Raw genomic sequence first — 15981 nt, 5'->3', positions numbered from 1 at the left:
TGTTGCGTTGTTTTATTAATTATTCTTATTAAAAATCAGCGTAAAAGTAACAATAGTGTCATTCAGATACAAAAAAACATTATTTATATAGTCATAAGTAATGTTTATATCCATCTACATAAACAAATACATTTCCCGAACCAACAACTGATTCACAATCCTTATGTGCTTTTACAAACAACATATTTAACTTGTCATTCGTTTTCCTGAGCCCTTACACAACACATGCTCAACACTAATGGCAATGAACACAATTATAACCAAAAGCTATACATCGACCACCTTTAAGGTGCAATAAAAGCTCTGAAATTTATGTAAAAGTTCGTCATTTTTAAGACTTCAGATGAAAAGTCACTCAAAAACATGATTGTTCAAATTTGTGATCTAGATAGCCATCAAGTGAAACTAAACACCTATAAATATTACTTAATTCCAAAAAATGCGACAAAATACGCTGTTTTTATTCTGAAATGAGGTTTTGCAAGACACAAAAAAGGGCTAATAATCGTAGCCCTTTCCGTATATGCATAATTATATTATGGTTTTATTTCAACACTTCATTCGTAACCTAGAGAGTAAACAGAGTATAAAAAGAATAAGAAACGATGAGCTGCCTCCTGACGAATCACCTTGATTCAATGTCACCTCTGACTCGTTTGAAACATTAGGCAAAACTTCTATATCAAAAGAACCAACCCACTCATCACCATCGGACAATAAAACCTTATATTTAATATTGTCATATAAAGCCAGCCTGCGCTCTGCAGGCGCATTATAAACAATCTGAGCATCGATTATATTAGCTACCCCATTACGCGGGGCTTCAAAAATATCTAACGTTTTCACCTCACCATTTATATTTGGAAACAATTTTACCTCATCGCCATATTTGACTTGTAGAGATTTCGTTTCCAACAACAATGCCTTCTTTCTTCGCACATCAATAGTGACCGACTGTTCGACATATCCACCTACGGGGTCCGCCACCTTAACACTCAATCGATACTTTTCACCTTCCAACGCTCCTTTTGGTACATGTATAGTCAATGTTTTCGATTGTGTACCACTCAATGCTAATCTAGCACCTTCTGTCTGAGTCCAAGTGACCTGATGTTCAGCTGAATCAACATCAGTAATCGTCGTTACTTCGAATACCACTTTCTCACCAGCTACAGCACCAACCTGAATCTTATTGAGCTTAAATTGGGGAACATCATTAACCGGCCTAATTTCAACCTCAACAGTCGCGTAATCACTTTGGTATCCACCACCATCAACAAGACGATACGTAAAACTATCTCGTCCAAACTGGTTGTTCGAGGGGAAATATGTAATACCTCTGATAACACCTTTCGCAGGCTTACGACCTATCTCAATGGAATACGGGTGAGATGTAGGCAAGTTGAGGTCATTGGCCAATAAGTTGAGCATAAACGGACTGTCTTCTTCCGTAACGACAGAGTCATCTACCACAATAGGCTTGGATTGGCTTTGTTGTTCAAAAAGTACCGCAAAAGGGAAGTTTTGGCCGAAGCCACGGCTCAGACCTCGAGTTTTATACTCAGATATTGCGCCTAAGAATTGCGTTTTCCTCTGTCCGTCACCCAAGTAAGCATCTAAAAACTGTGTTGAATATTCAGGTGTCCCGTTTTCAATTTCTAACACCAGTAACTTGGATCCAATTCCAAGCTTTACAGGCTCATCAAAAATAACCTGCCCACCACCTTGCTGCGCAACACCTCGATGCAATAGACGTCCAGCAGCTTCATTAATCACTGCATTACCAAATCTTGATTGAAACGGGTATTCAACCAGGCGATAAAACATCGGCATAGCAACACTCGTCGCCTTAGCGTAGAAGTGTAGCCCTACGATATCCTCACGCCCCTCAACAACGTCAATGGCGAACCCAAGTACGTTTGTATTTGTACTATAACGTGGATAAGTTCGGCCAAATGACGTGACCCAAGACGACTTAGTGGTCGCATCGGGAATAGCTAACGAAAATGTTGCCTTATCAGCATCACTACTAATATTTGAGATGGTTACATCGGTACTTCTTCCCGCAGTAATGTCAGTCAAAGATGGTTCAGAGTCATCGGAGAGATTCGTCACTGTCTCTCTACCGGGGAAAATATCGCCCGAGTCGCCGGATGAAAACCCACTCTCGAGTAGCCCATCGCCATCAGCCTGAAATATCTGAACCTGCATCGGCCCATCACTATTGAACTGGTTATCTATATTTACCGCCGTAATGAGCAAGCCTTCGCCATGAAGTGCTTGGTCATAATCGGTTTTGCGTCGGTTCTCTATATAAGCTCGAGGCCCAAATTGCTTTAAGTATGGGTCAAGGTGAATCACGCTTTCCCCCTTAATAGTGCCAATTTGGACCTGGCCGTTCTCTGAAAGAACGGTTGGCTTAAGAAAACCTGACGCCTCTTTACTCCATGCCAGCATGTTTACTGGAGTCTGACCTGCGTATTCGTCGCTAGGCTTTCTTGCCCAGCTTCCGCCTCCCATCAAACCCCAATGTCCAATTGAGCCGTCATGCTTATAAGAGTAAAGATCCGGCAAACCCAACATTAAATGCCCAAGTTCGTGCGCTATTACTCCCATGGTTGACTGATGATCGTCTTGATAATCAGCAAACAAGCAATAAGCGCTGATTCGCTTTCCATCAATCTCGACGGTACTGTGAGCGTACTTATGAGGCCAAATCGTTGGAGTCTTTCGTGTACCGCTAGATTTATCATTACCCGCAAAGACGAACATAACGGAGAGTTCTTGAGGTGAGATGCTATCGTCATTGTTCGAGTCGTATTGAGTAAGATTGAAATCCACGTCTAAGGCTTCATACGCTTTTTCAAACACATTATTGAGTTTAGTTTGGCAATTACGCTCTGATTTGGAGTGGCAGTTTGGATGTTCAATATCTAGAGTGACATTAATGACACCGTCATTCTTTGTTCCTTCACTCTCTTTCGCTGGAACAACTTTATAGTTACCGTAGCTATTTTTTAGAAAGTAATCTTGGACGCTTTGTTGATTGGTTCCAAATATCGTCGACTGAAAGTCATGGTCCACCTTTTCGTTTGAAAAGCTAACTTGTACCACTAATAATGGCTGCTCTATGATTTTATTATTTAAAGCTCGGCTTTCATGCGAACTTTGGTTCCTTATATAATTAAACCTCTTGTTGTTAGCCGCGGGTGATTCAATTAGTTCATTGAAATATGTTGGCTCTATTTTTATATGCCTAACATTAGATTCAGAAGGTACATCTGTCTCACTCGAAGCTAGAACTCCAGTGGAAACTATTCTGCCTTGCTCTTCTTCATTCTTTTCATATCTAGCAAAATACCATTGACTGTCAGAGTCTTGGATATAGAGGCTACCTGTTTGGTCTTGATACCAAAACATATGCTGAGAGCCCATTAACCGCAGTTCTTTAGAACTGCCGTCAACAAAAGTTATCGTATGCCAAATTGGTGCAGGTAAAGTGCTTGCTTGTACTGTAATAACAGCTAATAACGCTGTTATTACAGTACAAATTAGTTTTGTCCTCATTAGGATAATCCCATTAATAATTCTTTCTCAATAAGAGATAATTGATGCGTTAAATGCAACGCGACTTTATCAATGGGGATTTACGTAAACCAATTAAGTTTCTAACTAAACCTATAAATATTAATTATACCTAATCTTATATAAATTTAATTTATGACAGTATAAATAATATAATTAAATGGGAAGGCTGAATAACCCACCCATTTTTAATCAGAATAAAAGCGCATTAAAAAGGAAGACCAACAATAAATAATTTATTTATCAATTAATGTCATCTGCTCATCTAAGTTCAGTACGGTTAGTGCATTACTTACGCTGGTTGCTATTACATCAACCACACCAGTTCTTAAAGCACCTAACAACGCGAGCGGTTTACTGTTCTCGGCAGCTATCGCAATCACCTCAGCGATTGGGCGAAACTCTTCTAACCCCAAACCGATGACTCGGTCACTCATAACGGTGTTTGCCGCTTTACCGTGAACGTCAAAAAAGTCATAGCCAGCAAAGTCACCAACAACGCCCTGTAATAAACGAGATTGAACCACCTCACCCGCGGTAAACCAACCTAGGTCAACCATGTAACTGTTTTCGCTCATGTCTCCGATACCCACTAAAGCAACATCTGCCTTTCGAGCGAGATCGAGTGTTTGCTTTACTGTGCTGTTTTCCATAAAGGCGGTTTTTTGCGCTTTATTCTCTGCATAAGCAGGCGCATACAAAGTTTCAGACGAACCACCGTACTTTTTCGCTAGCTGTCGACAGATGTGGTCAGCATTGAACATACCGCCTCTAGGGTGAATGCCGCCGATGCCACACACGAACTTACAATCACGAGGGGTAATTACACCAGTATGGTGAGCAACAGAAGACACGTTACGACCTTGGCCTACTGTTACCACCATGCCGTTTTTTAGTGTACTGGTTAGGTAGTTAGACACTAAACCTGCGACCTGAAGTCGTTGTTGCTCTTCATTCGGTTGATCCAGAGCGACAAGTGCACGCTTAACACCAAAACGTTCAATTAAGCGTTGCTCGATTTTGGCGCTGAAGACTGGGTGGTACTTAACGGTTATCTCAACAATACCTTCATCACGGGCTTGCTTGAGCATACGACCAACCTTTGCACGAGAGATAGAGAACTTTTTCGAGATCTCTTCTTGAGTGGCACCGTCCTGATAATAAGCAACCGCGACTTCAGTCAGGAGATCAGTGTTTTCTTCGGAAACATCTTGGATATTCTTACTCATATACCACTCAACCTATATTTAACAATTATTTTACCTGCTTGAAGAACAAATGTTCGATGGCTAAGCAAGTGATACACAAGTTTACACCTTGAACATATGTAACAACAAGGAACATTTGCTCAAGGTGTTAGCCATAGTTTTATTGTTGATTAATTCACCTTGCTCAGCGTATTAAACGTTTGCTTGTATCGCCCATGATTACTAGAGCGAAATATATTTGACTGAAGTCACCATACCGCACTATTTGTCGTTGACTTTGGTGCTAGATCAGATAAATATGGCTACATCATTTACTCATCGAGCGATCAAATGTTCTGTGCAAATGTTCGTTCGAAGAAAAATTTAAATTAATGTAAGTTTGGCTCACTGGAAACTCCACTGAGAACTTCATTAGTTAGCTTGCAAATGCCCACATCTCTCTTCTCACGAGATGTAATGCGATAGATAGGATGATCAAAATGAGCAACAAATTAGAGCAACTTCGTAAACTAACGACAGTAGTAGCAGACACTGGTGAAATCGATGCAATCAAAAAGTACCAGCCAGAAGATGCAACAACTAACCCTTCTCTGATTCTTAAAGCGGCTCAAATCGAAGAGTATGCGCCACTTATCGATGCTTCAATCGAATACGCTAAAGCACAAAGCGCTGATAAAGCTCAACAAGTTCAAGACACTTGTGACATGCTTGCAGTAAACATCGGTAAAGAAATCCTGAAAACAATCCCAGGCCGTATCTCTACAGAAGTTGATGCTCGTCTTTCTTACGACACTGAAGGCAGCGTAGCTAAAGCTCGTCAGCTAGTAAAAATGTACAACGATGCTGGCATCACTAACGATCGCATCCTAATCAAACTTGCTTCTACTTGGGAAGGTATCCGTGCTGCTGAAATCCTAGAGAAAGAAGGCATCAACTGTAACCTAACGCTTCTATTCTCTTTTGCACAAGCTCGTGCATGTGCTGAAGCTGGCGTATTCCTAATCTCTCCATTCGTTGGTCGTATCATGGACTGGTACAAAGCGAAAGAAGGTCGCGACTTCGAAGCATCTGAAGATCCAGGCGTAATCTCAGTAACTGACATCTACAACTACTACAAAGAGCACGGCTACAACACTGTAGTTATGGGCGCAAGCTTCCGTAACATCGGCGAGATCCTAGAACTTGCTGGTTGTGACCGTCTAACTATCGCTCCCGCTCTTCTAGCTGAACTAGAAGCTGCTGAAGGTGAAGTTGTAGAGAAGCTAGTTGACTCTAAAGGCTCTAAAGAGCGCCCAGCTCCAATGACTCACGCTGAGTTCCTATGGGAGCACAACCTAGACGCAATGGCAGTTGAGAAGGTTGCAGAAGGTATCCGCAACTTCGCAGTTGACCAAGGCAAACTAGAAGACATGATCGCAGCTAAGCTGTAACCACACAGAATTAAAAAAGGGGAACGTTTGCGTTCCCCTTTCAATTTCCAATTCCAATATTTAAACACTGGTAGTTATTATGGATCGTAAACATTTAGCTAATGCTATTCGTGCTCTAAGCATGGACGGCGTACAACAAGCAAATTCAGGCCACCCAGGCGCACCTATGGGTATGGCTGACATCGCTGAAGTTCTTTGGCGTGATCACCTAAACCACAACCCGTCTAACCCAGAGTGGGCTGACCGCGACCGTTTCGTTCTTTCAAACGGCCACGGCTCTATGCTGATTTATTCTCTGCTGCACCTAGCAGGCTACGAGCTATCAATTGAAGATCTTAAGAACTTCCGTCAACTGCACTCTAAGACTCCAGGTCACCCAGAGTACGGTTACGCACCGGGTATCGAAACAACAACTGGTCCACTAGGCCAAGGTATCACTAACGCTGTTGGTATGGCGCTTGCTGAGAAAACTCTAGCGGCACAATTCAACAAAGAAGGCCACGACATCGTTGACCACTTCACTTATGCATTCATGGGTGACGGCTGTCTGATGGAGGGTATCTCTCACGAAGCATGTTCTCTAGCGGGTACGTTAGGTCTTGGTAAGCTTATCGCTTTCTGGGATGACAACGGCATCTCTATCGATGGTGAAGTGGAAGGTTGGTTCTCTGATGATACGCCTAAGCGTTTTGAAGCTTACGGCTGGCACGTAATTCCAGCAGTAGATGGTCACAACGCTGAAGCAATCAACGCAGCAATTGAAGCTGCTAAAGCGGACCCACGCCCTACTCTAATTTGTACTAAGACTATCATCGGTTTTGGTTCTCCAAACAAATCTGGTTCACACGACTGTCACGGTGCACCACTAGGCGCTGAAGAAATTGCAGCTACACGTAAAGAACTTGGTTGGGAGCACGGTCCTTTTGAAATTCCGTCGGAAGTTTACGCAGAATGGGATGCGAAAGAAGCAGGCGCAGCTAAGGAAGCAGCGTGGAACGAGAAACTTGCAGCTTATGAAGCAGCACACCCTGAGCTGGCAGCTGAATTCAAACGCCGCGTAAACGGTGAGCTTCCTGCACAGTGGGAAGAGAAAGCAAACCAAATCATTGCTGACCTTCAAGCTAACCCAGCAAACATCGCATCACGTAAAGCGTCTCAAAACGCACTAGAAGCGTTCGGTGCTATGTTACCTGAATTCCTAGGCGGCTCTGCTGACCTTGCACCTTCTAACCTAACTATGTGGTCTGGTTCGAAGTCTGTTTCTGCTGAAGATCCAGCAGGTAACTACATCCACTACGGTGTACGTGAATTCGGTATGACGGCGATCATGAACGGTATCGCTTTGCACGGTGGTTTCGTACCATACGGCGCAACGTTCCTAATGTTCATGGAATACGCTCGTAACGCAATGCGTATGGCTGCTCTGATGAAAGTTCAGAACATCCAAGTTTACACGCACGACTCTATCGGTCTTGGCGAAGATGGCCCAACTCACCAACCAGTTGAGCAAATCGCTTCTCTACGTCTGACGCCAAACATGAGCACATGGCGCCCATGTGACCAAGTTGAGTCTGCAGTCGCTTGGAAACTGGCTATCGAACGCAAAGACGGCCCAACGTCTCTAATCTTCTCTCGTCAAAACCTTGCACAGCAAGAGCGTAGCGAAGAGCAAGTAGCGAACATCGCGAAGGGTGGTTACATCCTGAAAGATTGTGAAGGTAAGCCAGAGCTAATCCTTATCGCTACAGGTTCTGAAGTTGAGCTAGCGGTTAACGCTGCGGCTGAACTGACAGCTGAAGGTAAGAAGGTACGTGTAGTATCTATGCCTGCAACTGACGCATTCGACAAGCAAGACGCTGAGTACCGTGAGTCTGTGCTTCCTTCTGACGTAACAGCGCGTATCGCAGTAGAAGCTGGCATCGCTGACTTCTGGTACAAGTACGTTGGCTTCGGTGGCAAGATCATCGGTATGACAACGTTCGGCGAATCTGCACCAGCAGGTGAGCTATTCAAGATGTTCGGTTTCACTACTGAAAACGTAGTAAACACAGCGAAAGAGCTTCTAGCTTAATCTTGATTCAATTGTCTCGCCTTGAAATAGGCTGATGCATACCAAAAGCCCTACATTTTCATGTAGGGCTTTTTTGTATCTCGCCTTTCATCATTAAAACGTAAACCTTGCCCCAAGGCGAAGCGTGTTCTGGTTTAGGTTTTTGCTATAAGTGTGTTCATACCCAGCATCGACCGCGAGCCAAGAAAGAACGTCAACCGAACTCACCACACCGAAGTTGTTTAAGCCATGCTTATGCGTGTCCGAATAGCTATAAAATGGTTGCAACGACCAACGCTCGTTAATAGAAACAATCGCCCCAGCCTCACCGATAAAGCCTTCATCGTAGTTTTTGATGGTCTCTCTATAACACGGACCGAGGATGGTGTCATTTCGGCACGAGGAACGCCTTTGTGGTCTAACCCAATTTACCCCGCCAGAGGCATAAAGCTCAACCTGTGAAGTAATGGGCTGATACCAGCCCAACTGAATAGACAAATCAGACAGTGTCGTTGAAGAGCGTGTGGTTGCTGACGAGTCAAAGCCGACGAAGAAAGTATCGTTTAAGGCATAGTTACCACCGAGATAGCCACCGTAAAGCTGCTTACTCCCAGAGTTATTGTAGGCATTGTCAAAGTAATCTTGAAAGCCATCGTCGCTCACCCTCGTATTCTGATATCCCGTATAGAGATAATTTGATCCTTTGGAGGCTATACAAGGAACACTAATAAAACTTAAGCAAATGGTGGTAACAATAAGGGGGCGCATGCTGATGCTCTGTCTTTTGATTGGAATATGAGAAGTGTAACTTAACCTCAATTGAACGATGTTTTATTTTTGTTTCAAAGCTTTTCTAAGACCCTGTAAATAATTCTGTGTAACTGCTCTTGGTTACAAGTATTCAGTTAATCGATCTTCGAACATAATCATAAAACGGTTTAGCGCTTGCTTCCAGTGATGAATTGGCATTGTCCACCTCTTGGAAGCATCCATAATCGCCAGGTACACCACCTTTTTGGCGGATTCATCTGTCGGGAACAGCTTACGTTTCTTGGTCGCTTTCCTGATGACGCTATTTAGTGATTCTATCGCATTGGTCGTGTAGATAGCTCTGCGGATATCTTGAGGATAGCTGAACAGAGTGTTGAGGTTATCCCAATGAGCCGTCCACGAGCGGCTGATTTGAGGGTACTTTTCATCCCATTTATCACCAAAGTGCTCTAGCGCCAACAGAGCTTCATCTTCAGTCGTAGCTTGATAGATTTCCTTTAAGTCTGCGGTAATAGTCTTGTAATCTTTCCACGGAACGTATTTCATTGAGTTTCGTACCATGTGTACGATACAGAGCTGGATTTGAGTTTTTGGATAAACGGCATTGATGGCATCAGGAAAGCCCTTGAGGCCATCAACACAAGCGATGAGGATATCATTTACACCACGATTTTGAAGTTCGGTAAGTACACTGAGCCAGAACTTCGCCCCTTCAGTTTCGGACATCCACATCCCAAGAAGTTCTTTCTGACCTTCCATATTGACACCGAGAGCAAGGTAAATGGCTTTGTTGATGACTTGCTTATTTTGGCGCACCTTCACAACAATGCAGTCTAGGTAAACGACGGGATAAACCGAATCAAGAGGGCGGGCTTGCCACTCAACAACTTGTTCTAAAACAGCATCAGTGACTTTAGATATTAGACTGGCGGAGATATCAGCATCGTACATTTCTTTGAAGGTTGCGACGATTTCTCGGGTAGTCATTCCTTTGGCATACAAGCTTAAGATCTTGTCGTCCATCGATTGGAATCGAGTTTGATGCTTACGAACGAGCTTGGGTTCAAAGGACGCGTCACGGTCACGAGGGATTTCTAGTTGGATCTCACCATCGTCAGTAATTAGGCGTTTAGATGAGTAGCCATTTCGACTGTTACTATCGTTGGTCGGTGAGTGTTTTTCGTAGCCAAGGTGATCATCAAGTTCAGCATTTAAAGCTGTCTCAACCGTCACCTTGGTTAACATTTTCCTGAAGTCATCAAGATCCGAAGGAGTCTTAATTGACTTAGCGGCTTCGCGAGCGAAGGCTTCTAAAGCTTTCTTATCCATATTGCTTATCCTTAGCCATGACTGGCTTAATTATAAGCAGATACACAATTTAAATTACAGGCTCCTTTTCTAACCTTCACTTCACCTACAAAAAAGGTTCATCGCGGCTTTCCGGGGAAAGCCGCTTTTATCTTCAAGAAGAAGTAGTCTGTATCTCGATACCCATATCCCATTCGCTTGATTAGCTTTATCTTGTTGTTTATCCCTTCCAATGTGCAGGTGTTAAGCGGATAACTCGCAGATGCGATAATGCCGTGAAGATAAGGCCTTAGTTTTCGTGCGAACTCTTTCAATGGCTTAATTCCACTCTCTTGTACTTGTGCCCACCACGCCTCCCAGAGCCCTTTAGCATGTACTTCTGATTCACAATACCAAAGCTCTTTGAGTTGTGCTCCGAGTATATAAGTGGTCATTAAGTCCTTATTGATATTCAATATTTCGGTAAGATAGCTGTTTTGCTGTGTATTCAAATTACCCCTGTTTTTTAGCAACACCCAGCGTGAGCGCTTGATCCATTGCCTCGCTTTTTTATCTTGCTTGAGTTTGTTGGCTTGGTCGACTCTGACTCTATCCATCACCTCTCGACCGAACTTAGCAACAACATGGAATAAGTCGTAAACGATTTTTGCGTTCGGACAGTGTGCTTTAACTTCAAGATCAAAAGCCGTATTCATGTCCATTGCGACCGCTTCGATATTATTGCCATGCTTGCCTAGTTGCTCGAAGAACGGCCGTATGTCCTTACGGCTTCGGCCTAACCCTATCCAAATGACTTGGTGTGTCTTAGCGTCAGCGATGACCGTGGCATATCGATGCCCTTTAAAGATGGCGAACTCGTCCATGACGAGTTGCCTTAGCTCCTCCCATTTCACTGGCGGTACCACTTTTCTAAGTCGGGATTTATCTATCTCTTTAATGGTGTGCCAATGAACGTTCGTTAACCGGGAGATATGCTTAATAGGAAGAAGAGGCAGTAATTGTTCTATATAGCTTCTTAAGCGCTTCGTTATACGAGCATAAGGCTCCAACCAAGATAGAGATTCTGTTTTTATGCCACACTCACGGCACTTGATTCTTCGCGTTTGAACAGAAAGAACAACAGGAACACCGAGCAACATGGCTTCTTTTACATGACGCCATTGATACTCATGAATAGCCTCGGCCTCGAGACCACAAAGGCACTTAGCCTCAGAGTTCGGTTCAAGAGTCAGGGTAATAAGTGATGCTGTCTGGTGAGACTTTACGACTTGAAAGCCTTCCCAGAATGAAGATAGGAAAGTATGATTCGGCATGAAAACGGTAGTTTGTGTATGATTTTTGTTTGGCGGCTAAACCATATCACTTACTACCGTTTTTGTTTTTAGTTCCCGCTAATCCGCGATGAACCACAAAAAAGCCCTGCACATCATGCAAGGCTTTCTTATATTTTTTCATGAAGTTATTTAAGGTCGCTACTTTTCTTCAAAACGTTTAGCTAACTGATAGAACTCATTTACTTGGTCTTTCAGCTCTGTCGAATGGTCCTTTACTGAATGAGTGGCGACCAAATTCTGTTCTGCAGTCGACGCGATAGATTGCATGTGAAGATTCACCTCGCTCGAGAGAGTGCGTTGCTTATGGGCTGAGTTTTCTACCGACTGCATCAACTCGTTCATAGATTGCATTAGGTTTTCAACTTCAGATAAACGTTCTGCGCTCACCTTCGCCACATCACTGCACGCATCGGTCTGCTCTCTGTTCGCCAAAATATCTTTCTGCCAACCTTCAATGGTTGTCAACATGGTTTCGATGCTCTCTTTGATTTGTACTGTCGCGTTCGAGGTACGCCCAGACAGCGCACGTACTTCATCAGCCACTACGGCAAAGCCTCGGCCTTGCTCACCCGCTCTCGCCGCTTCTATTGCTGCGTTTAGCGCCAGCAGGTTGGTTTGCTCCGCGATGCCACCAATCTCTTCCATTATCTTACTGACACTTTGCGCTTGATCGCTCAATTGGTAAGTAGTTTGCGTCGCTTTCTCAGCTTGCGAAGCTAAATTTTCAAGGTTTCGATGAGTTTGGTTAATGCTCTCTTTAGCACCAGCACACGTCTCTAAAGTCACATCGACAATCTGATGCGCTTCTTCTGTACGAGACGAGACTTCATTCGCGGTTAATTCAACCTCTTCAGTAGCCTCTCGTACTTGCAGAATGTCTTTTGTTTGCTGGTCTAGCGCTTCAGACACTTCAAACGACGTAGCATTAAGATTGTCGGCCAAATCTTGCAATGGTTTCGCTGAATCTGTCATTCGGCCTAATACGGTACGTATGCGAGCAGACAACAGCTTTAAGTGGAAATCAGCCACAGAAAACTTGCTATTCCCTGAATAAACAAGGCGACTTACACTATCGAACTTTGACTGTAATTTTTTCAACTGCAACGGTGTGTCGATGAGTTCTTGGCGGAACAATAACGCAAGAGCAGAAACAGGCAATAAACTCAGAAGCCATTGGGACACTTGCCCTACTTCGACAAGGTTTGAAATCAGTGGTGCAGCCAGCGAGCCCAGCAACACAGCATAACGAACACTATCACTGATCTGAAGCGACCATTGACGACCAGATTTCTCAGACTTCAATAGACCTTGGTATGCTTTATCGGCAACTTGTACCCATTCGTTTTTAGGCTTTACCCGTACAGATTGGTAACCGCTCACCTTTCCATTATCGTAAATTGGTGTCACATAAGCATCTACCCAGTAAAAACCACCGGATTTAGTTTTGTTTTTTACGATACCGCGCCACGCTTTACCTTGCTTAAGGTTCAACCACATATCGGCAAAAGCAGCCTTAGGCATATCACCATGCCTCACAATATTGTGGTGTTGTCCTAGCAATTCTTGTTGGCTGTACTCTGCGATACGACAAAAAGCATCATTACTGTAAGTAATCACGCCTTTAAGATCCGTCGTTGATACGAGTTGTTCGTGCTCGCTGAGTAACGTTTCACGAGATGGAGAAGATGAACTGACAATCATTGTTATTAACTTTTGTTAATTATTATTTTAGGCGAGGAATATATACAATTATTAAAGTTATGACAAAATGTGAACTTCACATTTTGTGTAAATGCCTGCTATTTATACGAATTTAAGCTAGTTGGCTCACATCGACGTCAGTTACTGTTGATTCTCCTTCTCTTATCATGACTCTTCTAACTTCACTTCAGTGCTGAATTTCACCGTTCTCATAGATACTGATGTGTGGAACTTACGAATGTTAAGATCTTTGCGTAGTACTCGCTCAACGAAATCCTCGTAGGCTTGAATGTCTTTAACAGTCACGATAAGCATAAAATCATAGCTACCTGAGATCTGATAACACTGCGTAACTTCTGCAGCCTTCGAAATAGAATGGCGAAAAATTTGATAAATATCGCCTCTATCTCGCTCCATTTCGACAGACACGACCAAAGTCATCTTATGACCAGCGAGCTCAGGGTTGATAATAGATACATCGCCTACGATCACTCCCTCCTCTCTCAAACGTTTTACGCGCTTTAAACACGCAGGCGGTGACAAACCAACAAGCTCGGCCAATGCTAAATTGGGAATACGGTTATTCTTTTGAAGCTGGATGAGTATGCTTCTATCTATGCGATCAATTTCCATAATTTCTTAAACCCACCAATTTGTGAGTAATAATTTCTAATATCAAAGTAATTAAAAAATTATAACGAGATTTAGAAATTACGATCACAGCAATCACGATAAGATCTTCTTAAATCAAACAGTCGCGACATGGACGTATCAATGAAATCCACTTATCAATTTTTTAAAGAACTCTTAAAAGAGATTTTCGATGTCACCTCAACGCTTTTTCGGATCATGATTCCCATCATCATCGTCATCAAAGTCGTCGAAGAACTCGGTGGCATAGTGATTCTCAGCGAGTGGTTAAGCCCAATAATGGAGATTGTTGGTTTACCTAAAGAGATGGGCTTAGTGTGGGCTACCACAATACTCACCAATATTTACGCTGGATTAATTATATTGATTAATTCTGATGTGCCCCTCACTGTCGCCCAAGCGTCTGTATTAGAGAGCATGATGCTTCTCGCTCATTCTCTACCAATCGAAGGCGCTATCGCGAAAAAAGCTGGGGTAAGTTGGCTTGCCACCTTGTCGGTGAGAGTCGGTGGCAGCTTAGTACTGGCATGGCTACTGAATATTGGTTACCAATACGGAGACTTACTCAACTATCCAGCAACCGTTTTATGGCAGCCAGAAGTATCCTCAGATAGCAGTTATATTGGTTGGGCTATCGAACAGCTGAAAAACTTTGCAGTGATATTCATGGTGATTTCAGCACTGCTACTGTAACTTAAAGTTTTAAAGGTTCTTGGCATCGAGAAGTTAATGGCTCTGCTGCTACGACCATTTTTAAGACTACTAGGCATCAGCAAAGATGCGACCAATCTAACCATCATAGGGATCACGCTCGGTCTTTCGTTCGGAGGAGGTCTATTGATCAACGAAGCAAAGAAAGGACATATAGCCGCAAGAGACGTGTTTACCGCCATTATGCTACTCAATCTGCTCCACAGTTTGATTGAAGACACCTTGTTGATCTTACTGATCGGGGCTGATTTTTACACCATATCCTGGGGAAGAATCGTATTCTCAGTTCTCATCGTCGCTTTAATTTCGCACGCTATTAAACGTGTCAAACCAACGATTTGTGAGCGTTACTTTTATCGCGACGTATCCCAATCATAACAGCGAAAACTCACCTTAACCCTTTAGTAAAAGAGCCGACACACAGGCTCTTTAATCATCAGCTTTTTCACTAGCCAACTTGTTCGCCACTACCACCAGCCGTACTAACTCAAAAATTTGCGTAACATTGCTCCCATAAGCGCTTTCACCTCTCCACAGTCGAAGAAATAGTGATAATTCGAGTGAAAATAATTTAAACACAAATAATCCACCATTGGACTGACAATAAAATTCACTATTCTTATATCAACACAAAGTATAACGATATTTTTATTACTATCTAAAGCCTTACTTCTATTAACACGAGAGACAATAACCATATATTTCACACTGATACTTAATATTAAAACAATCAACTATAAATTCACAAAAATAAAATAAATAACTGATAATAAGGTAATTATCTAAGGGTGTTTGATATTAACTCTTAATGTTGAAAATAGGATAGACAATAACTTGTAAAAATTTACAGTTTGATTGGTTAATTTTATAAATATATTTTGTTACATAACCGAAACAAATGGCTAATTATAACAATGTCACATAAAACAATGGTCTTAATGGTTCTGTCCTTATCCTCACTGTCACAGGCTTCCACTATAGAGAATGATGAGCCATTGCTGAAGTCATTGATTGAACAAGGCATTATCTGTCCCGGCTTAAATTATGAGGACAACCAAGAAGCTTTGCGTATCTATCTCAATGCCAAAGCAAATAAGAACCATCAGCCAAATTTCGATTTAAATAAAGATATAACAAACCAACGTCAGGTAAATAAAGCACCAAAAGAGTGCATTAGACCAATATCGGTGAATAACACCGATGAAGGAAGTTGATATTTATATCGACATGGA

Annotated in this window: 10 protein-coding genes and 1 pseudogene; 4 read left to right on the top strand and 7 right to left on the bottom strand. The window is 42.7% G+C overall.

Annotated elements, in window-relative coordinates; translation table 11 throughout:
* Positions 1 to 549 precede the first annotated feature (549 nt).
* Both OCV52_RS23700 and OCV52_RS23695 read right to left on the bottom strand, forming a co-directional pair.
* Positions 550 to 3567 carry a M6 family metalloprotease domain-containing protein gene (locus OCV52_RS23700; RefSeq protein WP_137408761.1) on the bottom strand — a complete coding sequence of 1006 codons (3018 nt, stop codon included), beginning with the start codon at positions 3565 to 3567 and terminating at the stop codon, positions 550 to 552.
* A 254-nt stretch (positions 3568 to 3821) separates the two neighbouring features.
* Complete coding sequence (locus OCV52_RS23695; RefSeq protein WP_008216278.1) at positions 3822 to 4814, bottom strand: sugar-binding transcriptional regulator; 993 nt, start codon at positions 4812 to 4814, stop codon at positions 3822 to 3824.
* A gap of 458 nt (positions 4815 to 5272) precedes the next feature.
* Between OCV52_RS23695 and tal the strand changes: the two genes are divergently transcribed.
* Complete coding sequence (gene tal / locus OCV52_RS23690) at positions 5273 to 6223, top strand: transaldolase (protein WP_032552749.1); 951 nt, start codon at positions 5273 to 5275, stop codon at positions 6221 to 6223.
* Between the two features lie 79 nt (positions 6224 to 6302).
* Positions 6303 to 8294 carry a transketolase gene (tkt, locus tag OCV52_RS23685; RefSeq protein WP_116871390.1) on the top strand — a complete coding sequence of 664 codons (1992 nt, stop codon included), beginning with the start codon at positions 6303 to 6305 and terminating at the stop codon, positions 8292 to 8294.
* A 93-nt stretch (positions 8295 to 8387) separates the two neighbouring features.
* Here tkt and OCV52_RS23680 read toward each other — a convergent pair whose 3' ends face one another.
* The 5 genes from OCV52_RS23680 to OCV52_RS23660 form a co-directional block, all read right to left on the bottom strand.
* On the bottom strand, positions 8388 to 8936 hold the full coding sequence (locus OCV52_RS23680) for a hypothetical protein (protein ID WP_240700702.1): 549 nt from the start codon (positions 8934 to 8936) through the stop codon (positions 8388 to 8390).
* 228 nt (positions 8937 to 9164) lie between these two features.
* Positions 9165 to 10373, bottom strand: a complete 1209-nt coding sequence (locus OCV52_RS23675; protein ID WP_137409203.1) for an IS256 family transposase — start codon at positions 10371 to 10373, stop codon at positions 9165 to 9167.
* Between the two features lie 98 nt (positions 10374 to 10471).
* Positions 10472 to 11665 (bottom strand): ISL3 family transposase, encoded by a 1194-nt coding sequence (locus tag OCV52_RS23670; protein WP_261900840.1) that lies wholly within the window; start codon positions 11663 to 11665, stop codon positions 10472 to 10474.
* A 159-nt stretch (positions 11666 to 11824) separates the two neighbouring features.
* On the bottom strand, positions 11825 to 13387 hold the full coding sequence (locus OCV52_RS23665; RefSeq protein ID WP_137409117.1) for a methyl-accepting chemotaxis protein: 1563 nt from the start codon (positions 13385 to 13387) through the stop codon (positions 11825 to 11827).
* 165 nt (positions 13388 to 13552) lie between these two features.
* Positions 13553 to 14020 (bottom strand): Lrp/AsnC family transcriptional regulator, encoded by a 468-nt coding sequence (locus tag OCV52_RS23660; protein WP_102479705.1) that lies wholly within the window; start codon positions 14018 to 14020, stop codon positions 13553 to 13555.
* Positions 14021 to 14161: 141 nt separating this feature from the next.
* Between OCV52_RS23660 and OCV52_RS23655 the strand changes: the two are divergent.
* Positions 14162 to 15127 (top strand): annotated as a pseudogene (locus OCV52_RS23655) (hypothetical protein).
* Positions 15128 to 15663: 536 nt separating this feature from the next.
* Entirely contained in the window at positions 15664 to 15963 is a 300-nt protein-coding gene (locus tag OCV52_RS23650; RefSeq protein ID WP_102478859.1) for a hypothetical protein, read from the top strand.
* Positions 15964 to 15981 lie beyond the last annotated feature (18 nt).

Source organism: Vibrio chagasii (assembly GCF_024347355.1).
GTDB lineage: Bacteria > Pseudomonadota > Gammaproteobacteria > Enterobacterales > Vibrionaceae > Vibrio > Vibrio chagasii.
The sequence above is the reverse complement of the archived record's forward strand: the minus strand, read 5'-3'. Positions and strand labels throughout refer to the sequence as shown.